This window comes from Arthrobacter sp. TJ-217 (genome assembly GCF_058269255.1).
Genome location: NZ_JBZCNJ010000001.1, coordinates 215,776 through 238,163, shown reverse-complemented (window position 1 = coordinate 238,163; position 22,388 = coordinate 215,776). Strand labels below are relative to the sequence as shown.

21 protein-coding genes and 1 tRNA gene are annotated in these 22,388 nt (G+C 68.7%); 15 read left to right on the top strand and 7 right to left on the bottom strand.

The genetic code is table 11. The features are described from left to right. Positions 1-6: 6 nt before the first annotated feature. Together AC4D2R_RS01240 and AC4D2R_RS01235 are read left to right on the top strand one after the other, a co-directional pair. Positions 7-1,050, top strand: a complete 1,044-nt coding sequence (locus AC4D2R_RS01240) for an agmatine deiminase family protein (RefSeq protein ID WP_490936688.1) — start codon at positions 7-9, stop codon at positions 1,048-1,050. Beyond that, the gene (locus tag AC4D2R_RS01235; protein WP_490936686.1) at positions 1,050-2,771 is read left to right on the top strand and encodes an amidase; all 1,722 of its coding nucleotides are present in this window, start codon (positions 1,050-1,052) and stop codon (positions 2,769-2,771) included. Before AC4D2R_RS01240 ends, AC4D2R_RS01235 begins: the two co-directional genes overlap by 1 nt. A gap of 45 nt (positions 2,772-2,816) precedes the next feature. On the opposite strand, the gene AC4D2R_RS01230 is transcribed toward AC4D2R_RS01235, so the two are convergent. Further along, positions 2,817-3,791, bottom strand: coding sequence for an aldo/keto reductase (locus AC4D2R_RS01230; RefSeq protein ID WP_490936684.1), 975 nt, complete (start codon positions 3,789-3,791; stop codon positions 2,817-2,819). Positions 3,792-3,916: 125 nt separating this feature from the next. On the opposite strand from AC4D2R_RS01230, the gene AC4D2R_RS01225 reads away from it, so the two are divergent. The 3 genes from AC4D2R_RS01225 to AC4D2R_RS01215 all read left to right on the top strand — a co-directional run bounded on the left by AC4D2R_RS01225 (position 3,917) and on the right by AC4D2R_RS01215 (position 9,040). Continuing rightward, positions 3,917-4,546, top strand: coding sequence for a TetR/AcrR family transcriptional regulator (locus AC4D2R_RS01225; RefSeq protein WP_490936682.1), 630 nt, complete (start codon positions 3,917-3,919; stop codon positions 4,544-4,546). 51 nt (positions 4,547-4,597) lie between these two features. Next, positions 4,598-7,150, top strand: a complete 2,553-nt coding sequence (locus tag AC4D2R_RS01220; RefSeq protein ID WP_490936680.1) for an MMPL family transporter — start codon at positions 4,598-4,600, stop codon at positions 7,148-7,150. A gap of 375 nt (positions 7,151-7,525) precedes the next feature. Beyond that, entirely contained in the window at positions 7,526-9,040 is a 1,515-nt protein-coding gene (locus AC4D2R_RS01215; protein ID WP_490936678.1) for an amino acid permease, read from the top strand. 254 nt (positions 9,041-9,294) lie between these two features. Here the strand turns inward: AC4D2R_RS01215 and AC4D2R_RS01210 are convergent, their stop codons facing one another. Then, positions 9,295-10,776, bottom strand: coding sequence for a catalase (locus tag AC4D2R_RS01210; RefSeq protein ID WP_490901149.1), 1,482 nt, complete (start codon positions 10,774-10,776; stop codon positions 9,295-9,297). A 15-nt stretch (positions 10,777-10,791) separates the two neighbouring features. Then, the gene (locus tag AC4D2R_RS01205; protein WP_490936676.1) at positions 10,792-11,259 is read right to left on the bottom strand and encodes a Fur family transcriptional regulator; all 468 of its coding nucleotides are present in this window, start codon (positions 11,257-11,259) and stop codon (positions 10,792-10,794) included. Positions 11,260-11,362: 103 nt separating this feature from the next. Here AC4D2R_RS01205 and AC4D2R_RS01200 point away from each other — a divergent pair, with 103 nt between their 5' ends. From AC4D2R_RS01200 to htpX, 3 genes are all read left to right on the top strand, one after another. Continuing rightward, entirely contained in the window at positions 11,363-12,058 is a 696-nt protein-coding gene (locus AC4D2R_RS01200; protein WP_490936674.1) for an esterase/lipase family protein, read from the top strand. 37 nt (positions 12,059-12,095) lie between these two features. Continuing rightward, positions 12,096-13,379, top strand: coding sequence for an MFS transporter (locus tag AC4D2R_RS01195; RefSeq protein WP_490936672.1), 1,284 nt, complete (start codon positions 12,096-12,098; stop codon positions 13,377-13,379). 257 nt (positions 13,380-13,636) lie between these two features. Then, positions 13,637-14,518, top strand: a complete 882-nt coding sequence (gene htpX, locus AC4D2R_RS01190; protein ID WP_490936670.1) for a zinc metalloprotease HtpX — start codon at positions 13,637-13,639, stop codon at positions 14,516-14,518. 76 nt (positions 14,519-14,594) lie between these two features. Here the strand turns inward: htpX and AC4D2R_RS01185 are convergent, their stop codons facing one another. Next, a complete protein-coding gene (locus tag AC4D2R_RS01185) occupies positions 14,595-15,083 on the bottom strand; it encodes a YajQ family cyclic di-GMP-binding protein (protein WP_120164599.1) in 489 nt (162 codons plus the stop codon). Positions 15,084-15,263: 180 nt separating this feature from the next. Between AC4D2R_RS01185 and AC4D2R_RS01180 the strand changes: the two genes are divergently transcribed. The 5 genes from AC4D2R_RS01180 (at position 15,264) to AC4D2R_RS01160 (ending at position 18,723) form a co-directional block, all read left to right on the top strand. After that, the gene (locus AC4D2R_RS01180; protein ID WP_490936668.1) at positions 15,264-15,593 is read left to right on the top strand and encodes a hypothetical protein; all 330 of its coding nucleotides are present in this window, start codon (positions 15,264-15,266) and stop codon (positions 15,591-15,593) included. Positions 15,594-15,742: 149 nt separating this feature from the next. Next, positions 15,743-15,824 (top strand) — tRNA-Tyr (locus AC4D2R_RS01175). 420 nt (positions 15,825-16,244) lie between these two features. Beyond that, positions 16,245-16,775, top strand: a complete 531-nt coding sequence (locus AC4D2R_RS01170) for an HNH endonuclease family protein (protein WP_490936666.1) — start codon at positions 16,245-16,247, stop codon at positions 16,773-16,775. Between the two features lie 155 nt (positions 16,776-16,930). Beyond that, positions 16,931-18,343 carry a D-alanyl-D-alanine carboxypeptidase family protein gene (locus AC4D2R_RS01165; RefSeq protein WP_490936664.1) on the top strand — a complete coding sequence of 471 codons (1,413 nt, stop codon included), beginning with the start codon at positions 16,931-16,933 and terminating at the stop codon, positions 18,341-18,343. 83 nt (positions 18,344-18,426) lie between these two features. Further along, positions 18,427-18,723 carry a hypothetical protein gene (locus tag AC4D2R_RS01160; protein WP_490936662.1) on the top strand — a complete coding sequence of 99 codons (297 nt, stop codon included), beginning with the start codon at positions 18,427-18,429 and terminating at the stop codon, positions 18,721-18,723. A gap of 51 nt (positions 18,724-18,774) precedes the next feature. On the opposite strand, the gene AC4D2R_RS01155 is transcribed toward AC4D2R_RS01160, so the two are convergent. From AC4D2R_RS01155 to AC4D2R_RS01145, 3 genes are all read right to left on the bottom strand, one after another. Continuing rightward, positions 18,775-19,230: a DUF6314 family protein gene (locus AC4D2R_RS01155; RefSeq protein ID WP_490936660.1), complete on the bottom strand. Its 456-nt coding sequence runs from the start codon at positions 19,228-19,230 to the stop codon at positions 18,775-18,777. Beyond that, positions 19,227-19,994 carry a hypothetical protein gene (locus AC4D2R_RS01150; protein WP_490936658.1) on the bottom strand — a complete coding sequence of 256 codons (768 nt, stop codon included), beginning with the start codon at positions 19,992-19,994 and terminating at the stop codon, positions 19,227-19,229. The genes AC4D2R_RS01155 and AC4D2R_RS01150 overlap by 4 nt, the downstream gene beginning before the upstream one ends. 133 nt (positions 19,995-20,127) lie before the next feature. Next, entirely contained in the window at positions 20,128-20,733 is a 606-nt protein-coding gene (locus AC4D2R_RS01145) for a TetR/AcrR family transcriptional regulator (RefSeq protein ID WP_490936656.1), read from the bottom strand. 171 nt (positions 20,734-20,904) lie between these two features. On the opposite strand from AC4D2R_RS01145, the gene AC4D2R_RS01140 reads away from it, so the two are divergent. Both AC4D2R_RS01140 and trxA read left to right on the top strand, forming a co-directional pair. Beyond that, positions 20,905-21,858, top strand: coding sequence for an SDR family NAD(P)-dependent oxidoreductase (locus AC4D2R_RS01140; RefSeq protein ID WP_490936654.1), 954 nt, complete (start codon positions 20,905-20,907; stop codon positions 21,856-21,858). Between the two features lie 143 nt (positions 21,859-22,001). Then, positions 22,002-22,385: a thioredoxin gene (gene trxA, locus AC4D2R_RS01135; RefSeq protein WP_490936652.1), complete on the top strand. Its 384-nt coding sequence runs from the start codon at positions 22,002-22,004 to the stop codon at positions 22,383-22,385. Positions 22,386-22,388 lie beyond the last annotated feature (3 nt).

Sequence of the window (22,388 nt, the reverse complement as noted above, 5' to 3'; positions counted from 1 at the left end):
CCACCCATGGCCTGGAGAATGCCGGCCGAGACCGCACCCCACGAGCGCACCTGGATGGCGTTCCCCCGGGCAGGCCTGACACTGGGGGAGGACCCCGCGTCGGCAGCCGAAGCGTATGCGGCCTGGACCGCCGTCGCCCATGCCGTCGCCGAGTTCGAGCCGGTCACCATGGTCGTCGATCCCAGCGAGCGCGTACGCGCCCGGGACATGCTGGGCGGGGGCATCGACCTGATCGAGGCCCCCCTCGACGAGTTCTGGATGCGCGACGTCGGTCCGACCTTCGTCGTCGACGACGAACGCCCCGGCGTCCTCGGCGCGGTGGACTGGACCTTCAACGGCTGGGGCGCGCCGGCCTGGTCCGAATGGGAAAAGAGCGCCGGAATGGGCCGCTTCATCGCAGCCCGGAGCGGCGCCGAGCTCGTCAGCTCGATGCTCGTCAACGAAGGCGGCGCCATCCACGTCGACGGCAGGGGAACAGTCCTTGTCACCGAAACCGTGCAGCTCGACCCGGGCCGCAACCCCTATGCCGACAAGGCGCGCGTCGAGGCGGAACTTGAACGCACCCTCGGGACCACGAAGACCATCTGGGTGCCGCGCGGCCTCACCCGCGACTACGAGGACCTTGGCACCCGCGGCCACATCGACATGGTTGCCACCCTGCCCTCACCCGGCCGGATCCTCCTGCACGCCCAGACCAACCCCGACCACCCCGACTTCGACGTCAGCCGCAGTCTCGCCGCCTTCTTCGACACCCAGACCGATGCCGACGGCAAACCCTTCGAGGTGATCCAGCTGCCGGCGCCGGCAACCCTGCGCGACGAGGAGGGCTTCGTGGACTGGAGCTACGTGAACCACCTCGTGGTCAACGGCGGGGTCATCGCGTGCGGCTACGGGGAGGAACACGCCGACAGCCTCGCCGCGGAGATCCTCGCCGAGGCCTATCCGGGCCGCCGCGTGGTGACGGTGGATGCCCGGCCGATCCTCGCCCGCGGCGGAGGCGTCCACTGCATCACCCAGCAGCAGCCCGCACTTGGCGGGAGGCACGCCTGATGGCCCGGTTCGACGTCGTCGAGGCCTCCATTGCGCAGCTTCGCGCCGCACTTGAGTCAGGCGCCACGACCAGCGAGGAGCTGACCCGGGCCTACCTTGAGCGCATCGAGGCCTATGACAGCAGCGGCATCGCGCTCAACGCGGTCGTTGTGCGAAACCCCGAGGCGCTGGCCGACGCCCGGGCCTCCGACGCCCGGCGCGCCCGCGGCGCGGTGCTCGGGCCGCTTGACGGCATCCCGTACACGGCCAAGGACAGCTACCTCGCCGCAGGGCTCACCGCGGCTGCCGGTTCGCCCGCCTTCGAGCACCTCACCGCCCAGCGCGACGCCTTCACCATCGAACGGCTGCGGGGTGCGGGGGCGGTGCTGATCGGCCTGACGAACATGCCGCCCATGGCCAACGGGGGCATGCAGCGGGGCCTCTACGGCCGGGCCGAGAGTCCCTACAACGCCGGTTACCTCACCGCCGCGTTCGCCTCCGGATCATCGAACGGCTCCGGGACGGCGACGGCGGCAAGCTTCGCGGCCTTCGGCCTGGGCGAGGAAACCTGGTCAAGCGGACGGGCACCGGCGTCGAACAACGCCCTGTGCGCCTACACGCCGTCCCGCGGAGTCATCTCGGTGCGCGGCAACTGGCCCCTGGTGCCGACCATGGACGTCGTCGTCCCGCATACCCGCTCCATGACGGACCTGCTTGAGCTCCTCGATGTGATCGTCGCCGATGACACCGAGACGCGCGGCGACTTCTGGCGGGCCCAGCCGTGGATTCCGATTCCGCCGGCGTCGGCCCTCCGTCCGCAGTCCTACCCGGCGCTTGCCCCAGCGGGCATCGAGGGCGCACGGGCGGCCCTGAGGGGCAGGCGTTTCGGCGTGCCGCGCATGTACATCAACGCCGACCCGGAGGCCGGGACGGGCGGGAGCCCGGGCATCGGCGGGCCAACCGGCACGCGCATCGCGACCCGCCCGTCCGTCATCGACCTGTGGGAGGCCGCGCGCCGCGACCTCGAAGCCGCAGGAGCCGAGGTGGTGCTTGTCGATTTCCCGGTGGTTTCCAACTACGAAGGCGACCGCCCCGGCGCGCCCACCCTCGCCGCGCGCGGCCTCGTCAGCCCGGAGTATCTCGAGCGCGAGATCACCGACCTCTCCGCCTGGGCGTGGGACGACTTCCTCAAGGCCAACGGCGACCCGGCCCTGGATACCCTCACGGCGGTCGACGGCGGGGCGATCTTCCCATCCCCACCGGGGGCGCTGCCGGACCGCTACCACGGCTTCGACGACGACATCACCACCTACCCGGCCCGCGTCCGCGACCACCCCGTCGGATCGTTCCTCGAAATCCCGCACCTGGCCGAGGGCCTGCGCGGGCTCGAGGAAACCCGCCGCGTGGACCTCGAGGACTGGATGGACCGCCTCGGCCTGGATGCCGTCGTGTTCCCCGCCGCCGCCGACGTCGGCCCGGCCGACATGGACGTCAATGAGGCCTCGGCCGACCTCGGGTGGCGCAACGGCGTGTGGGTCGCCAACGGCAACCTCGTCCCGAGGCACCTCGGAATCCCCACTGTCACGGTGCCAATGGGCACGATGTCCGACATCGGAATGCCGGTGGGCCTCACCTTCGCCGGACGGGCCTATGAAGACACGGCGCTGCTCACCCTCGCCGCCGCGTTCGAGGCGACAGGAACGCGGCGCACCCTTCCCCCGAGGACGCCGCGGCTCGACTGAGCCGGCCGTTGGGCCTCGCCGCTGAGCCCGGGCTTCAGTCCCGGATCAGCGGTTCACCGTTGACATGTCCGCATACCGGTCCCCGACGGGCGCGGCGACGGCACTGAGCGCGGCGAGGTGCTCCGGCGTCAGCTCAAGGGCCTCGGCGGCGACATTCTCCTCGAGGTGGTGGATCCGACGCGTGCCCGGAATCGGGGCAAGGTCACCGCCCTGGGCGAAAAGCCACGCCAGGGCGACCTGCCCTGGAGTGGCTCCGACCTGCCGCGCCACGGCGTCGACCTGTTCGACGATCCGGATGTTCGCTTTGAGGTTCTCCCCGGCGAAGCGCGGGCTGTGGCGCCGGAAGTCGGCTTCGTCGAGCTGGTCTAGGGTGCGGATGGTGCCGGTGAGGAATCCGCGGCCCAAAGGCGAGTAGGGAACGAACCCGATTCCGAGTTCGCGCACCAGTGGAAGGATCTCCTGCTCAGGGTCGCGGGTCCACAGCGAGTATTCGGTCTGCAGGGCCGTCACCGGATGCACGGCGTGGGCCCGGCGGAGGGTGGCCGGGGCCGCCTCGGACAGGCCGATATGCCGGATCTTTCCCTGCCCGACGAGCTCGGCCAGCGCGCCCATCGTCTCCTCGACGGGTACGGCGGGGTCCATCCGGTGCTGGTAGTAGAGGTCGATGTAGTCGGTGCGGAGGCGCCGCAGCGAGCCTTCGACGGACAGACGCACATTGGCCGGGCTGCCGTCGAGACCCCGCTCGCCCGAGCCGGTATGGCGGATGGTTCCGAATTTGGTGGCGATCACCACCTGGTCCCGCCGGTCGGCGAAGGCTCGGCCCAGCAGTTCCTCGTTCGTGTAGGGGCCGTAGATCTCGGCCGTGTCAAAGAAGGTGATGCCCAACTCGAGCGCCCGGTGGATCGTCCGCACTGAGGCATCGTCGTCGGTGCCACTGCCTGTGTAGAAGGCCGACATTCCCATGCAGCCAAGGCCCAGCCGTGGTACCTCCAGCTCCGATCCAAGGAAGATGCGCTTCATTTCAGTGCCTTTCGGTGGAGTTTCAGGGCAAGCCTAGACCCGCGCGGCGGCCCCAGGCCTTGGTCCAACGTGATCCACCCGAATATTTCTTGCACTGTGTGCAAAATTCGGCGTACCCTCGAAGCGTGGAGACGGAAGAAGAAACGGCCGAGCCGCGGGGCCGCAGGGAGCAGAACAAGCTCGACACCCGAAGGGCCATTGCCGAAGCGGCGCTGACGCTCGCGCGCAGCCACGGCCCCGGTGCCTTCACGGCGGAACAGATCGCCGTCCAGGCCGGAGTCTCACGGCGCACCTTCTTCAACTACTTCCACAGCGCCGAGGAAGCGCTCAGCGTGCGCATGGAATCCTTCCTCGACCTCGCCATCGGCAGCTTCCTTGAACGACCCGCCGAAGAACCCCTGCTCGACGCCATGATCGGCGGGCTGACCGCTGCCGCCAAGGTGCAGAACCTCGCGGTGCAGGGCGAGCTCTTCCGCATGGCCGAGGGAAACCCGGAACTGCTGCGGGCGCAGCTCTACGCCTGGGAGCGTGCCGAGGCCCGCATCGTGGAGGCCGTCCACGACCGTCTCGGCAGTTCCTCGTCAACCCTTTACGTCAGCGCGCTTGTCGGATCGGTGCTCTCCTGCGCGAAGGCGGCCCTCCAGGACTGGGCGGCCGACCGGCCCGGACCGGACGACGACGCCGGTGCCGACCTCGAGAAGCGCATGGTGAAGGCCCTCTCGATGCTCCGGGACGGGTTCCGCCGCTCGCCCTGACCGCCCGCCCCGCCCACCAACCCCACCTCGTCACCCCAAGGACAACCCCTCATGGCATTTCTGCTCTACCGGCTCGGCAAGTTCGCCTACCGCAGGCGCTGGTGGGTGGTCTCCGCCTGGCTGGCAATCATCCTCGCCGTGGGCGGGGGTGCCGTCCTGTTCTCCGGCACGCTGACCAACAACTTCTCCATCCCCGGCACGGAGTCCCAGCGGGTATCGAACCAGCTGCGCACCGCCCTGCCCGAGGCTGTCGGAGGAACCGGAACCGTCGTGTTCCAGGCCCGCGACGGCTCGGCCTTCACCGAGGAGCAGCGGGCCGCCGTGCAGCGGTCCCTCGCGCAGGTGGCGGAACTGGACGGCGTGCGCGCCGTCGTAGACCCGTTCGACGTCGAGGCTCAGGTTGCGCAGGGCCGCGCCGACATCGACAACGGCAGGGCCGAGCTTGCAGCCGGGCAGGAGGAGCTCGACGCCGGCCGGGCGCAGCTCGAGCAGGGCCGGGAGCAGCTCCAGGCCCAGCGGGCGCAGCTTGAGCAGGGCGCACAGTTCCTTCCCGAAGCCCAGGCCCGTGCCGCGCAGGCGCAGCTGGCCGAGGGGCAGGCGCAACTCGAGGCCAACGAAGCCAAGCTTGAGGAGGCTGAAGCCCGGCTCGATCAGGGGCGCACCGACCTGGAACTCGCCGAGCGCCAGCTTGCCTCGAGTTCCGGGGTCCGGCTGGTGTCCGATGATTCATCTGCCGCCGTGGCCAGCGTCCAGTTCGAACAGCAGATCAACGCCGTCAGCCCTGAGCTGCGGGAGGCCGTCCAGGACTCAACCGGGATGGCGCCGGACACCGGAATCACCGTCGACTACAGCAAGGACATCGTCGAGGACGTCTCCGAGATCTTCGGGAATTCCGAGATCATCGGGCTGCTCATCGCCGCCCTCGTTCTCGTGGTCATGCTCGGCACGCTCATTGCCGCCGGGCTCCCGCTGCTGATGGCCGTGATCGGCGTGGGCGTCGGCGTCGGGGCAACCTTCGCGCTGTCGGGGATCATCGAAATGAACAGCATCTCCCCGGTGCTGGCCCTGATGCTCGGTCTCGCTGTGGGCATCGACTATTCGCTGTTCATCGTGAACCGCCACCGCACCCAGCTGCTCGCGGGGATGGAGCTGCAGGAATCGGTGGGCCGCGCCACGGGGACCGCGGGCAACGCCGTCCTCTTCGCGGGCATCACCGTGGTTGTCGCGCTCGCGGCGCTGGCAGTGCCGGGGCTGCCGTTCCTGACCATCATGGGCCTCTCCGCGGCCGGTACGGTGGCCGTCTCAGTGCTCGTGGCGCTGACCCTCACCCCGGCCCTCCTGGGCGTCATCGGCATGCGGCTCATCTCGAAGAGGCGCTGGGCGAAGCAGGCACAGGCGGCTGCCTCGGCGTCCGCCCTCAGCGACACCGACCAGGCGGCTGCCGACCGGCGGGCGCAGGCCGGCTCCGGCTGGGGCGGAGTGGTCACGCGGAAGCCGCTGCTCACCCTGCTTGCCGGAATCCTCCTGCTCGGCGTCATCGCCGTGCCGGCGGCCCAGCTCCGGGTCGGCCTGCCCGACGGCGGCTCCGAGCCTGCCGACTCGACGGCGTTCAAGGCCTACAGTGCCGTCGGTGAGAAGTTCGGCGAGGGAACCAACGGTCCGCTCATCGTCGTGGGGTCGCTGCCGGAGACCGCCGACGAGGCGGAACTCACGGCCCTGCGCCTCGACATCAACGACCGCCTTGCCGCCATCGACGACGTTGCCGCATCAGTTCCTGCGGCGGTCAGCGACGACGGCCGGACTGCTGTCTTCCAGGTGCTGCCCGAGGAAGGCCCGGCCAGCGAGTCCACCGAAAACCTGGTGCGCGACCTGCGGGCGTCCTCCGCCGCCGTGGAGGCCGACACCGGCGCCTCGATCGCGGTGACCGGCCAGACGGCGGCCAACATCGACGTCTCGGCCAAGCTCATGGAGGCCATGCCGCTGTACCTGGGCATCGTCGTCGGCCTCTCGCTGATCCTGCTGCTGCTGGTCTTCCGGTCAATCCTCGTGCCGCTGATCGCCACCGCAGGGTTCCTGCTCTCGCTGCTGGCAAGCTTCGGGGCGACCGTGGCGATTTACCAGTGGGGATGGCTCGGCGGGATCTTCGGCGTCACGAACCCGGGTCCGATCCTGAGCTTCCTGCCGATCATCCTCATCGGGGTGCTGTTCGGACTTGCCATGGACTACCAAATGTTCCTGGTCTCCGGGATGCGGGAGGCGTACGTCCACGGTGGCTCCGCCCGCGCCGCGGTCCGGGTCGGCTTCAGCCACGGCGCCCGCGTGGTGACGGCAGCCGCCATCATCATGGTCTCGGTGTTCGCCGGCTTCGTGTTCTCACACCTGACGATGGTGCGGCCCATCGGGTTCGGGCTGGCGTTCGGCGTGCTGCTTGACGCCTTCGTGGTGCGCATGACGCTCGTTCCCGCGGCCATGTACCTGCTCGGGAAGAAGGCGTGGTGGATTCCGCGCTGGCTCGACCGGGTCCTGCCCGACGTCGACGTCGAAGGCGCGAAGCTCTCCGCGCAGCCGGAGCCCCGGCCGGAGCCGGTCGCCGTCGTCCGCTGACGCGCCGGTCCGATCGCCGCCGCGCCGGCCAGCGCCCGCCGGATGCGGCGCGCACCCTCGGTGCGCCGGCCCGCGCCCGTGCTGCCCGGATGTGACCGCCGCACACTGAAGTGACCGCCGCACGCGGATGCGACAGCCGCACGCCGTATCCCGGGGGTGTTCGTCGCTTCGTGGTGCGGGGGACACGAACGGGTGCGGCAGCCGACGCCCCGCTGCTGCACTGATGACCTCAACGGCGGTTCTGGTCCGGCGGGCCGGCCGCACCTCATGCCGTCTCACGATGTGGACGGATTCCGGACCGCTGGATGGACGAATTTAGGATTATCGGGGCAGTTTTCCCCGAACTGCCGCGATTCCATCAGAAGGACCGATCACGTGAATCTTTTCCGCACCAAATCGATAGAGCAGTCGATTGCTGATTCTGACGAAAAGGGACGTACGCTCAAGCGCTCCCTGAACACCTGGGATCTGATGATCATGGGTATCGCGGTCGCCGTGGGGGCGGGGATTTTCTCCGTGGGCGCACAGGCAGCAGCCTTCAACGCGGGCCCGGCAGTCTCCATCTCCTTCGTGCTCGCCGCCATCACCTGCGCCCTGGCCATCATGTGCTACGCCGAATTCGCCACAGCGATCCCGGTCGCCGGAAGCGCCTACGTCTTCACCTACGCGACGATGGGCGAACTCCTCGCCTGGATCATCGGCTGGAACCTCATCCTCGAGCTGCTCATGGCAGCCGCCGTCATCGCCAAGTTCTGGGGCATCTACCTCAGCGACCTCTTCGCCGTCCTGAACCTGGACGTCCCTTCCGAGATCAGCTTCTTCGGCCTTCCCCTGTACTGGGGACCACTCCTGATCGTTGCCGTGTTCACCGCAGTGCTGGTGATCGGGACCAAGCTTTCCGCCCGCGTGAACAGCGTCTTCACGGTGATCAAGATCGCGATCGTCCTCTTCGTCATCGTGGTCGGCTTCTTCTACGTCAGCCCCGAGAACTACGCGCCGTTCGTGCCCGCGTCCCAGCCCCCGGCCGACGCCGCCGCAAGCTGGACCGACCAGCCCTTCCTCTCATTCCTCAGCGGCGCCACCCCCTCGGCGTTCGGCTTCACCGGCGTCATTTCCGGTGCGGCACTTGTCTTCTTCGCCTTCATCGGCTTCGACGTCGTCGCCACCTCCGCCGAAGAGGTCAAGAACCCCAGCCGCACCCTGCCGCGCGGCATCTTCGCCGGCCTGGCCGTCGTCACGGTGCTGTACATCCTCGTCACCCTCGTTGTCACGGGCATGGTGTCCTACACCGACCTCGGCGCTTCCGGTGCGCCTTCCCTGGCCACCGCCTTCCAACTCGTGGGCGCCGACTGGGCGGCGGGAGTGATTTCGGTCGGCAGCCTCATCGGCCTCACGACCGTCATCATGGTGCTGCTCATGGGCCTTGCCCGCGTGGTGTTCGCCCTCAGCCGCGACGGACTGCTTCCGCGGTTCCTCAGCCTCACCTCGGCCAAGCACGGAACGCCCGCCCGCACGCAGATCCTGTGCGGTGTCATCGTTGCCCTGATCGCCGGCTTCACCCAGGTGGAGATCCTCGCCGAGATGATCAACATCGGCACTCTTTCCGCGTTCATCATGGTGAGCCTGGGCATTCTCGTGCTGCGTCGGAAGCGCCCCGACCTGCGCCCGGCATTCCGCGTACCGTTCGGCAAGGTTCTTCCGATCCTCTCGGCGCTGCTGTGCATCTACCTCATGCTCAACCTCGCCACGATCACCTGGATCTTCTTCGCCGGATGGCTTGTCCTCGGATTCTCCATCTACTTCGTCTACGGCTACCGCAACTCACGGCTGAACAAGGCCCCTGCCGGCGACGTTGCCCCGTCCGAGAACCCGCTCCCCGTCGGGAAGTAGGCGCGCGCCCCGAAGCGGCAAACGCACTCCGAAACGGCGAACGCACCCGGAACCCCGGGTGCGTTCGTCGTTTTCAGGCGTGTCCGTTGTCAACGGGTGCGCCCGGCGTCCGGCGGCCCGCCATCCGTTCCGCCGTCGATTCAGGATTAACGCCGAAAGGGCGGCTCCCCGAGGGGGCCGCCCTTTCGACGCCTGCCGGCCGTGCCGCTGCCGGAGCGGCCGGGATGGACGTGGTGCAGACGAACGGTGCGCCCTTAGTAGAGCGCGGCCTCCGACTCGGAAGCGTTTGCGGTGCCGAGGTTCGCACGCAGCTTCGCACCGAGCACGGCGTCGACGTTGGTCCAGTACTGGATGGCCCGCTCCCGGATCTCGGTGCTCACGACGCCGCCGACGGCGCCGGTGATGGTCTGCAGGAACCGGGCGCGTGCGGCGTCGTCGAAGACCTCGCGGTACAGCGTCCCGGCCTGGCCGAAGTCGTCGTCCTCGGCGTGGAGAGTGTGGGCGGCCCGCACGAGGTCGCCGTCGTTCTCCCACCCGCCGTGCGCGCCGTAGAGCGCCGGGTCGGCCGCGGGGCCGCCCACCGAGTTCGGTGCGTAGACGGGGGTGGAGGCGGAGTTGAAGTGGTACCGGCCCGCGCCGTCCTTGGAGTAGCTGCGCACCTCGTTCTTGGGCATGTTCACCGGCAGCTGCGCGTGGTTGGTGCCCACGCGGTAGCGGTGGGCATCGGCGTAGGAGAAGATGCGCGCCTGCAGCATGCGGTCAGGGCTTGCCGCGATGCCGGGCACGAAGTTCGACGGCGCGAAGGTTGCCTGTTCGATCTGCGCGAAGTAGTTCTCCGGGTTGCGGTTCAGGGTCAGCTTCCCGACCGGGATCAGCGGGTAGTCGCCCTGCGGCCAGACCTTGGTGAGGTCGAACGGGTTGAAGCGGTAGTTCTTGGCGTCGTGGTAGGGCATGATCTGGACCTTGAGGTCCCAGCTCGGGTGGTTGCCCTTGGCGATGTTCTCCGAGAGGTCGCGCAGGTGATGGTCGGCGTCGGAGCCGGCGAGGGACTCCGCCTCGTCGACGGTCAGCGTCTCATGGCCCTGGTTGGACTTGAAGTGGTACTTCACCCAGAACTTCTCGCCGGACTCGTTGATCCACATGTAGGTGTGCGAGCCGTAGCCGTTCATGGTGCGCCAGGAGGCCGGAAGGCCGCGGTCGCCCATGAGCCAGGTCACCTGGTGGGCGGATTCGGGGCTGAGCGTCCAGAAGTCCCACTGCATGTCGGCGTCGCGCAGGTTGGTGCCGGGCAGGCGCTTCTGCGAGTGGATAAAGTCGGGGAACTTGATGCCGTCGCGGATGAAGAAGACGGGCGTGTTGTTGCCCACGAGGTCGTAGTTGCCCTCGGAGGTGTAGAACTTCAGCGCGAAGCCGCGGGGGTCGCGCCACGTGTCGGGGGAGCCCTGCTCGCCGGCCACGGAGGAGAAACGCAGCAGCGTCTCGGTGGTGGCACCCTTCTGGAACAGGGCCGCCTTGGTGAACATGCTCACGTCTTCGGTGGTTTCGAAAACGCCGAACGCTCCGCCGCCCTTGGCGTGGACAACACGCTCGGGGACCCGCTCGCGGTTGAACTGGGCGAGCTTCTCGACGAGGTAGTGGTCGGTCAGCGGGATGGCGCCGTCGCGGCCGATCGCCGACGAATGGCTGTCATCGACGACAGGGGCGCCGGACTGCGTGGTGCTGAAATTAGCGGACAATGTTGCTCCTTTTTCTTAGGTGGTGCTGGTCTTCGTGCCGCAGTCGCCGCAGAGGCCCTGGTACAGGACATCGGCGATGCGGATCGTCATGGGTGCTGAACCGGGGGCCCAGTGCGGAGTGAGGCAGGGGGCGTGGCCCACCGCGCAGTCAACGTCTTCGATGCGCCCGCAACCGGTGCACACCGCGTGGTGGTGGTTGTCGTTCACCCGCGTTTCGTACCTGGCGGGGGAGTGCGGCGTCTCGATGCGGCGCAGCAGCCCGACCTGGGTGAGGTCGGCCAGGATCACGTAGATGGACTGGACCGCGATGTGCGGGAGTTCGGAGCGCACCGCGGCGGCGGCGTCGTCGGCCGTGGCGTGCGGGGCGTGCTCGACGGCGGCGAGGACCGCCAGCCGCTGGCGGGTGACGCGCCGGCCGGCATCGCGAAGCTGCTTCGACCACAGCGCGGAGAGCGCATCGGGGTGCGGAGGGGCTTCAGGCATTCTTGGAGTCAACCACTAATCCTGAGCAACTCATAATAAGGTTCGGCTAACTTGCGCCCGGGCACGGGCGTGGTGTGGGCCGCGGTTTGGGTACGGTGGGGGAATGGATCTGATGCGGCGCGCCTGGGCCTGGATGCTTGATTACGCCTACGTTGGCTTCTGGCAGGTTCACGGATTCTTCGTGAGGGAGGATCCGGCCCGCTACCTCCACCCCGCAGGGGAGGCGGGGGCGGCGCCGAAGCTGCCGGTCCTGCTGATCCCGGGGATCTACGAGACGTGGCAGTTCATGAGGCCCGTCGCCGAACACCTGCACCGGGCCGGACATCCGGTGCACGTCGTCGAGCGCCTCGGGTACAACCGCGGAACAGTCGAGGCGATGGCGGCCCTGGCCGCCGAGTACCTTGAGGAACGCGCCCTCGAAAACGTCGTCGTCGTCGCCCACAGCAAGGGCGGGCTGATCGGCAAGTTCATGATGACGACGCCGGGCCCGGCGGAGCGGATCAGCCGCCTTGTGGCGATCAACACCCCGTTCTCAGGCTCGGTCTACGCAAACTTCTTCCTCGTGCCAAGCATCCGCGCGTTCGCTCCCCGCAACCGCACCCTCGTGACGCTGCTGAACAACCTCGAGGTGAACTCCCGGATCACCTCGATCTTCGGGAGCTTCGATCCGCACATTCCCGGCGGAAGTTTCCTCCGGGGAGCGCGCAACATCCGGCTTGAGACGATGGGGCACTTCCGGCCGATCGCCGACCCGCGCGTCCTGAAAGTCGTCGACGACGCGATCGCCGCCACGGAATAGTTGCCGAAGTGAACAGGTACGCGGCTAGACTTTTCGAGTGCCCCGCCTCCTAGCCGACCTCACGCCCCTCCGCGAGAGCCGGGCATTCCGCAGGCTGTTCATCGGAACCACGCTTTCGGCCACCGGAACCCAGCTCACCCTTGTCGCGGTCAGCCTGCAGGTGTACGCGCTCACCTCCTCAAGCCTCAGCGTCGGCCTGCTGGGGCTGTTCGCCCTGATTCCCCTCATCGTGGCCGGGCTCTACGGCGGAGCGATCGCCGACGCGCACGACCGGCGCACTGTCGCCCTGCTGTCGGGGCTCGCGCTGTGGCTGACCACAATCGCCGTCGCGGCGCAGGCCTGGCTGGGACTGGACAACGTCTGGCTGCTGTACTGCCTGGTCGCGCTTCAGAGCGGGGCCGCGGGCATCAACCAGCCCACGCGCAGCTCGATCATTCCGCGGCTGGTGCGCCCCGAACTGCTTCCCGCCGCCAACGCCCTGAGCATGATCACCTTCGGCCTGGCGATGACGGTCGGCCCGCTCCTCGCCGGAGTGCTCGTGGCGCAGGTGGGCTACGGCTGGACCTACACCATCGACGTCGTGACCTTCACCGCCGCGCTCTGGGCGGTGTTTTCCCTTCCCGCCATGCCGCCGGAGGGGGAGGTCCGCCGGGCGGGGCTCTCCACGGTGCTTGAGGGGTTCCGTTACCTCGGCACGCGCCCGAACATCCGCATGACCTTCATCATCGACCTCGTGGCGATGGTGCTGGCCCAGCCGCGGGCCCTGCTCCCGGCCATCGGCGCGGTGCTGATCGGCGGCGGTGAGCTCACCGTGGGCATCCTGCTCGCCGCGGTGGCGTTCGGCGCCGTCCTGGCCGGGCTGTTCTCCGGCCCGCTGGGGCGGATCCACCGCCAGGGGCTCGCCGTTGCCTGGTCGGTGGCGGGCTGGGGGGCATCGGTCACCGCCTTCGGGTTCATTGTCGTCCTGGCCGGGGCCGGCGGAGGCGCGGGCCCCGGGGCGGGAATCTCACCATGGATCGTTCCCGCCGCGCTGTGCCTGGTGCTGGCCGGCATCGCCGACTCCGTCAGCGGGGTCTTCCGCAGCACCATCCTGCAGTCGGCAACGCCCGACGCGATGCGCGGCCGCCTCCAGGGGGTCTTCATCGTCGTCGTCGCAGGCGGCCCGCGCCTCGGCGACATATTCGCCGGTACGAACGCCGAGTGGCTGGGCGAGGGATGGACGCCGGTGGTCGGCGGCCTGCTGTGCATCGGGCTGGTCGGGGTGCTTGTGCGGTGGCAGCCCCGGTTCACCCGGTACGACTCCCGCAGCCCCGAGGCCTGAGCCGTCCGGCCCGGCCTGCTCCCGCGGAGGCCCCCTGCGTGCCGGATCCTGCGGCTTTGCCGTCCCGGGGCTCCGAAAACCGGCGGGCCGCCGGCGACACGCCGGACGGCGCCGTCAAAGCCGGGGGATCAGAGGCGGAGCACCGGCAATCCTCCTGCACCGCTCGCAGCGCGGAACCGTAGAATCGGTGGAACGGGCGGCCGTGCCGGTGCGTTCTACCCGTGAAACCAAGCGTTCTCCGAAGGAGTTGCTCACCAGTGCACAATCATTTCAACGGTGCCAAGACGGCGTTGTTGTTCGGATCCCTGATGGGGCTGTTCCTGCTGTTCGGCGCGGTCATCGCCAGCGCCACGAGGAACTCCGCGTTCCTGTTGATCTTCGCCCTCATCGGCGTCGGCTCGATCGCCTACAGCTACTGGAACAGCGACAAGCTGGCGATCCGCAGCATGCAGGCCGTCGAGGTGACCGAACAGCAGGCGCCGGCCATGTACCGCATCGTGCGCGAACTCAGCGCCCGTGCCAACCAGCCCATGCCGCGGCTCTACATTTCGCCCACGCTCGCGCCGAACGCCTTCGCCACCGGCCGCAACCCCGAGAACGCGGCGGTGTGCTGCACCCAAGGGATCCTGCAGCTGCTCAACGAGCGCGAACTGCGCGGGGTGCTCGGGCATGAGCTGATGCACGTTTACAACCGGGACATCCTCACCGGGTCCATCGCGGCCGCCGTCGCCGGGGTCATCACCTCCGTGGCGCAGATGTTCGCCTTCACCGGGATGATGGGCGGCAACCGCAACGGTGGAGGCAACCCCATCGCGGCGCTGCTGCTCGCCTTCCTCGCCCCGATGGCGGCGGCGGTGATCCAGATGGCCATCGGACGCACCCGCGAGTACGACGCCGACGAGGACGGCGCCCGGCTCACCGGCGACCCCCTGGCGCTCGCCTCGGCCCTGCGCAAGCTTGAGATGGGAACCCAGCGCGCCCCCCTTCCCCAGGACCAGCGGCTCGTTAACACCTCGCACCTGATGATCGCCAACCCGTTCCGCGGCGGCGGGATGCAGCGGCTCTTCGCGAGCCACCCGCCCATGGGCCAGCGCATCGCCCGGCTCGAGGGCATGGCGGGCCGGCCCATCAGCAGCTGACCCAACCCGGCTTCGATTCCAAACGACGACGGCGACCCCACCTGATGGTGGGGCCGCCGTCATTCGTCAATGCTTCTTAGCGCATATTCACGAACTGCAGGTCCGCTTCGTCGAAGTTCTTCAGCAGCGCCATCGTTGCCTGAAGGTCGTCGCGGGACTTCGAGCTGACGCGCAGCTCGTCGCCCTGGATCTGGGACTTGACGCCCTTGGGTGCCTCGTCGCGGATCAGCTTGTTGATCTTCTTGGCGATGTCCTGGGCGATGCCCTCCTTGATGGAGGTCTCGAGGCGGAATTCCTTGCCGGAGGGGTAGGGCTCGCCGGTGTCGAGGGACTTCAGGGAGATCCCGCGCTTGATCATCTTCGACTGGAGTACGTCGAGGACCGCAAGGACCCGCTCCTCCGAGTTGGCCTTCATGAGGATCTTTTCGCCGCTGAAGTCGACCTCGGCACCGACGCCCTTGAAGTCGTACCGCTGGGCGATCTCCTTCTGGGCCTGGTTCAGCGCGTTGGCCACCTCCTGCTTGTCCACTTTGCTCACGACGTCGAACGTGGATTCGCTCGCCACTGTTCCTCCTTGAAATCGGGGTTATCTTCCTGCGTCTAGCGTACTGGTTGGCGCGCGGGTGCGCCCCGAACCGTGCGGGAGGCCGTTCCTTCACAGGCCGCGGCCAGGAATCGCCCGGTATTGTCACATCTGGCAGCGGCAGGGTGGAACCGACAACGCCACGAATACGGGAGGACGGCAGTGCCGCGAACGCCGAGAATGCAGTACCGGGTACGGATCGGGAGGTTCGTCGCCGGGTCCTTCCTCGCGGCGGCCTCCGCTGCTTCAGTCGCTTGCCCGGCCGGAGCGGCGGCCGCAACCGACGCGGGTGCTTCAACCACGGGTCCTCGGCCGGCAGGCGCCTCCGCAGCTTCGGCAGCGATCAGCGTCTCATCGAGCACACCCTCGGAGCGGCGCCTGCGCGGTGTCCGGGCCGAACTTGACGACGCCGTCGCCCTCCACCTGGTGAGCGCCGAGCAGGCGGAGCGGTTCTACGCCCAGATCGAGCGGCGGGTTGTGGCCGGCCTCTAGCCCGGCGATCGAGGACGCAGAACCGACGCCGTTCCCCGGATTTTCCCGGTCATTTCTGCACTGTGGACGCCGATTCGATTCTCGGGCACATCTTCTGTAAAGTTGTCTTGCCCGCGCTTGCTGCGGGTTGTCTTCATCTGGAGACGTTCGGCAGATTACCCGAGCGGCCAAAGGGGGCTGACTGTAAATCAGCTGGCACAGCCTACGGGGGTTCGAATCCCTCATCTGCCACAGCAAGGAAAGGCCCGCACTTCACTGCAATAGCAGGGGAGGGCGGGCCTTTCGCTTTGTCCCGGCCGGGGCCCACCGGTCTCCCGCAGCGAAGGATTTGTGCTCCGGCCGCGCCCGACCTCCGCGGCGCGTCCTGGCGAACGAGGCTTGCCCGGGTGCGGCAGGCGCCCTGAGCCCTCGTGTCAGCGCGAGCGCAGTTTTCGCTTAGTTTTCTCCCACTGTTCCGCTTCCGGGGCGGGCGGAATGGGAAGATTTTCATGGGCCCGCTGGGGGTCCGTTCTGCGCTGGGGAAAACATTATGAAGATCAGGTCCGGGCTTACCGCCATGCTCGCTGCAGCCCTCCTCTTGGTGGGAGCCGCTCCGGCCGACGGCGGGCAACGTCTGTTACAGACCTCCAATCCGCCGCCGCGGCACTTCCAGTGGCCGACGAGAGCAACGAGGGTTACGACAGGGACCTTCACTTCGGGCGGTGGGCGGACGCCGACCGGGACTGCCAGGACACCCGGGCCGAAGTCCTTGTGCAGGAGAGCCAGACGGCGCCAACCTTCACGACGGCGAGGGGCTGTGTTGTGGCGAACGGCCTGTGGGTCACGACCTTCGATGACCGGACACACACCTCGGCAACCACCGTGCAGATCGACCACCTTGTGCCGGCCCACGAGGCATGGGGCTCGGGTGCAAGGACCTGGACGCAGGCACGCCGGGTGGCGTTCTACAACGACCTCGCCTACCCCGATTCCCTGAATGCCCAGACGAGCAGCCTGAACGCCTCCAAGCAGGCGTCAGGGCCGGAGCAGTGGCTTCCTCCGGCCAATACCTGCTCGTACATCGCGCAGTGGGTGGCGGTGAAGACCCGATGGAGTCTGACCGCCGACCCAACAGAGAAGGCTGCACTCGTCCGGATGGCAGATCAGTGCCCGCCGTCCAGCCTGACGATCACGCCGGCCTGAGTCCATCCAGGCGCCGGGCCGGCAATCCGGCCCGGCAGGCCTGCCCGGGATACGCACCATCCGGCCTGCGCCAATCAGGTAGGAAGCCCTCTCCCGGCGGGAGGCGCAAAAGAGTATTCTGGCGCCAGCGTCGCCTGAAACGGGAGGGTCCGGCCATGCGAAATCTTCATCCGAACGGGATCCACGGAGCAGCCCGGCGCGGGATTGCCGTGGCCATCGTGGTGCTGATGTGTCTTGTCGCTGCGCCCCCGGCCCGGGCGGCAACGGTGGTCAGCGACCCCAACCATTACTGGGTGCTGGTCAACAAGACCCATCCGCTCAAACCGCTGCGCTACGTGCCGCCGGACCTGGTGAACTGGGCGGGCACCGGACACCTGATGCGCAAGAGCGTCGGGGCGTCGGTCACCCGGCTGTTCGGCGGAGCGCGTTCGGCCGGGCACTCGATCGGCGTGGTGAGCGCCTACCGCTCATATGACCAGCAGCGCGACCTCTACAACTACTACGTCCGCACCTACGGCCAGGCCGAGGCCGACCGGATTTCCGCCCGGCCCGGGTACAGCGAGCACCAGACGGGCCTCGCGGTCGACGTCGGAAACGCCAGCGGCCAGTGCGAGCTCGGCGCCTGCTTCGGCAGCACCCCTGGTGGACGCTGGGTGGCGGCCAACGCCCACCGCTACGGCTTCATCGTCCGGTACCCCAAGGGGTACGAGCACATCACCGGGTACACCTACGAGCCGTGGCACCTGCGCTTCGTGGGCGTGAAACTGGCAACGGACATGAAGAACCGCGGCATCCGCACAATGGAGCAGTACTTCTCCACGCCGGCTCCCCGGCCCACAATCGGCAGCGCCGCCGACGTCCTTGCCGCCGACTCCGGCGGTGTCCTCTGGAACTACCGGGCGAACCACAGCGGCGGTTTTGCGCCACGGGCCAAGGTCGGCGCGGGATGGTCGGGGCTGAAGTCGGGGTTCGTCGCCGACTGGAACGCCGACGGCGTCAACGACATCGTGGGCCAGTGGAAGAGCGGAAAACTCACCGTCTACCGGGGCAAGGCCGCTGGAGGCTTCCTCAGCCCGATCACGGTGGGCACCGCCGGCTGGCAGTCGATGAACATCACGGTGGGCAAGTGGCACAACGGGCACCGCTACCCCGGTGTTGTCGGAACCGACCCGGACGGCGTCCTCTACTACTACCCGAACCCCTCGGGCGGCTCGCTCGGCGCGCCGCAGCGGATCGGTGCCGGCTGGAAGGGCCTGAAACTGACGATGGTCGACTTCGATAACGATCGGCGCCAGGACATGCTCGCCACGAGGCCGTCGGGAGCGCTGATGCTCTACCGCTCCGACGGCGCAGGCCGGATCGTCCCGGAAACCCGACGCCAGGTGGGCAAGGGGTGGAACGCGATCGCCCAGTCCCACGACTCCTTCGGCTTCGCCGGATCAGGAACGCGCGGGCTCATCGCCAAGGCCACGGACGGGCGCCTGATCTACTACAGCCTCGGTGCCAACAAGTTCACCGGAAGCCGCCAGGTGGGAACCGGCTGGCAGACCTTCACCGTCTTCCGATGACCCGGCCGCGCACGGCAGGGCTCCGCGCAACGGAAAAGCGCTGGCGCGGCGCAGGTGTCACCGGGTGCTCCTAGCCTGAAGCAATGGCTGAGACATCGGGGTGGCACGGGATTCCGCCGGCGGCTGACAGGTTCGGGCCGCCGCTGCAGCTTGGGGCGCCCGCCGGTCCGGTCACGGAGTCGGTGAAGGCCCCTCCGTTGTGGGCTGAACTCCGCTACGCCGACGGGCTCGTGCGGACCGTAAAGGGGTTTGCGATGGCCTGGACGGGCAGCGCCGTGTTGGTGCAGTGGGTTGAACACTCCCGCGCCCGCGAGGCCTGGCTTCCCGCCGGCCAGTGCTCAAAGCGGGTGCTGCCCCAGCAGGGGCGCTACGCCGCCTGAGCCTGCCCGGGTGCCGGTGTCCGGGCCGGCCGTGGAGACGCACGGCGCCCGTCAGGGGAGCGCTTCGTCGTCCTCAACCCGGTGCAGCACCGTGGTCAGCAGCTGGTCCTTGGCCGGTCCGATGACCTCCCACTCGTATTCAAGCCGGTTCGGCGAGGAAACGAGGAACCGCCCGGTGTAGGCGTCGGGGGAGCACGGATGCTCGGCCACCCAGGAGCCCTTGGTGAGGTCGAGCTGGTGGAAGGGCCGGCCGTCCTCGAACAGGACCTCGGCCGGCCCGGACGCCGCGGGCACGGCAACGAGGTAGTCCCGGTGGGCCGGCCCGGTGAAGCCGGGCCAGCGGGTGGTTCCCTCCTCGTGCCAGCGAAGGCGGCCTGCGCCGTCGTCGGTGAACGTTGTGTGCCCGCTGAAGGTGCCCGTGGTGCCGTCCGCCCGGTTACGCAGGACGCGCTCGGTGCGCCAGCGCCCCCGTAGGAAGGCGCGGAGGTCGGGTACGGAGTGGGTCACGGCCCGGCGCCGGCCGCAGCTTCAAGACCGGCCTTCCAGTCCCGGCAGGCCGCCCGTCCCTTGGTGCTGAGGCGGATCTCGGCGGTGTCGCGCGGGGAGATCAGCCGCTCCTGCACGAGCAGCCACCCCTTCCGCTCAAGGCGCGATCCGGCCTCCGCAACCTGCTGTCCCGTGAGGCCGAGGGCCGCCGCGAGGCTCGCCGGAGAGGCGCTGTGGACCCCGGTCAGGGAGGTGAGGAAAGAGAACTGGGCGTTGCCGCGCCGCCCGGCCGCCGCCACCGCCCCGGACTCCCGGGCCCGCAGGAAGGCCCGGCGGAACACCAGCCACAGGCCGCAGGCTGCCAGGGGAATCACCGAGGCGAACCCCAGGGCCAGGGCTTCGCCCGTGGCGGGGCGCTCACCGCTAAGGCGCCGCAGCTGAAAGAGGGCAAGCAGGACGACGGCGACAACGGCGCCGGTCTCGATCGCCGGAAAGTGCAGTGGGCGGATGGTGCGGTGCTGCCGGACGAGGTAGGGCAGGACCACGCCGAGGATGGAAGCGGCGACGAACAGGATCAGCAGCGAGGTCCACGGCAGCTGCGCCGCGCGGATGCCCAGAAACGAAGCCGAGAAGTAGAGGCCGACCGCGCCCGTTGTGACAAGGAGCAGCAGGCCCTCACGCGCTGTCGAGGTGAGGTGCAGGCGGTGGGCGGAGACAGCGGCGGCGTCGAGCGTCTCGCGTGCCTGCCCCCGATCGGCGACGGCGGGGGTCGGTGGTTTGCTCATGGGTGCCTGCGCATTCATTGAAGTACCAGCCACGCTATGCCTGACCCGGGCGGGCCGCAAATACCGATACGCCCGCCGCGGGCTTGCAGCGGCCGCGAACAGCGCGGCGGAAGCCCGCCGCGGTGCCGCTCGGTCACGCGGGAGCGGGACCCTGCCCGGCGCGGAGGGCATCCGCGAGCAGGTCCATCAGCCGGCCCGCCTGGGCACGCTGGGAGGGGTTCCCGGCCGCCAGCGCGATGCCGGCGAGGCCGATGAGGATATCGTCGGCCGGCACATCGCTGCGGACGACGCCGCCGGCAACCGCCGCATCGAGCAGCTCCTGGATGGCGGCGTTGAGCAGGTCCCGGCTCTGGGCATAGGGGGTTCCCCCCGAGGCAATCACCTCGCGCAGTGCATCGGCCATGCCGATCTTGGTGGTCATGTAGTCCATGAAACGGTCCATCCAGGCACGGAGGGCCTGCTGCGGCGGAAGGCCCTCAAGGAGCCCGGGCACGGCCGCGGTGACTGCAGCCAGCTCGTTGCGGTACGCGGCCTCGATGAGCGCCTCCCTTGTGGGGAAGTGACGGTAAAGGGTTCCGATGCCCACGCCGGCGTCGCCTGCGATCGCGTCGAGGGTGGCATCGAGCCCCTTTTCCGCGAACAGGCGGGCGGCGGAGGCGAGAAGCTGGTCCCGGTTCCGCTGGGCGTCCGCGCGCAGCGGCCGGGTCTCGGCGGGGGACGTCTGGGGGCCGCTCTTCATGGGGAACCGCGCGCTTTCGGGAGGGGGAAGGGAGGGGGAATAATCCGGAGGAGCCTCCGGTTATCCCTTTTGGACGTAAGAGGAGGAGGCTCCACTTATGTTCCGGCTGCTGGAAGGACCTCCGGTCCACGATAGTCCGCGCCTCACCTCCCGTCAGTAAGGAAGACCACCTTGTCCGCAACATCACGCTTCACCACTGCCTTCACCCGCGAGTCAACCACCGACGACGTTCTCGCCGGCGTCGACCTGACCGGAAGGCGCGCCGTGGTCACCGGGGCCGCCTCGGGCATCGGCGTCGAAACCGCCCGCGCGCTGGCCGCGGCCGGTGCCGAGGTCACCCTGGCCGTCCGCAACGGAACGGCCGGTCGGGAGGTGGCCGCCGGCATCACCGCCACGACCGGCAACCCCCGGGTCCACGTGGCGGCCCTGGAGCTCACCGACCAGGCCTCCATCGACGCCTTCGCCTCGGCCTGGGAAGGACCGCTGCACATCCTGGTGAACAACGCAGGGATCATGGCCCTGCCCGAACGCCACCTGACCCCCGAGGGCTGGGAGCTCCAGTTCGCCACCAACTACCTGGGCCACTTCGCCCTGGCGCTGGGCCTGCACGGCGCGCTGGCCGCAGCCGGCAACGCCCGCATCGTCTCGGTCAGCTCAAGCGCCCAGCTGGTTTCCCCGGTGGTCTTCGATGACATCCACTTCGCCGACCGCGCCTACGACGAATGGCTTGCCTACGGCCAGTCAAAGACAGCCAACGTGCTGTTCGCCGTGGAGGCCACCCGGCGCTGGGCGAAGGACGGCATCACCGCCAATGCGCTGATGCCCGGCGGCATCCGCACGGGCCTGCAGCGCCACCAGGCGGACAACCCCGAGATCCAGGCCGTCTTCGACGCCTACCCGTGGAAGACCCTCGAGCAGGGGGCCTCCACCTCAGTGCTGCTGGCCGCCTCGCCGCTCCTCGAGGGCGTCGGCGGGCTCTACTTCGAAGACAACAACGAAGCCGAGCAGACGACCGACGCCACGTCCCAGACCGGAGTCCACGCCCACGCGCTCGATCCCGAGGCGGCAGCCCGGCTCTGGGACCTCGGGAGTGAGATGATCACCACCCGCAGGGCCAACTCCTAGCCCGCGGTCCACCCTGTTCCGGCCCGCGATCGCCGGATTCCCCGGGACGACGCGCCGGTGCGCTTCGTTGACAGCGAACGCCCCGGGCTTCATTGAAAGCGAACACGGGCGACATCGGCTATGGGACTCGCTAGCCTTTATGCATGGCAACGATTGATATCACCGAGGCAAGCTTCCCCGAGACCATCGAGGGCAACGACATTGTGTTCGTTGACTTCTGGGCTGACTGGTGCGGGCCGTGCAAGCAGTTCGCGCCGGTCTACGACGCGGTTTCGCAGCAGCACGAGGACGTCACCTTCGCGAAGGTCGACACCGAGGCGGAGCAGTCCCTCGCCGCTGCGGCAGGGATCACCTCGATCCCCACGCTCATGGCGTTCCGTGAGAAGGTGCTCGTCTTCTCCCAGCCGGGAGCCCTGAACTCCAACCAGTTCTCCGAACTGGTCGAGGCCGTCAAGGGCCTGGACATGAAGGCAGTCCACGAGCAGGTTGCACAGCAGCAGGCCCAGGCCGCAGACGGCGACGCCTGACCC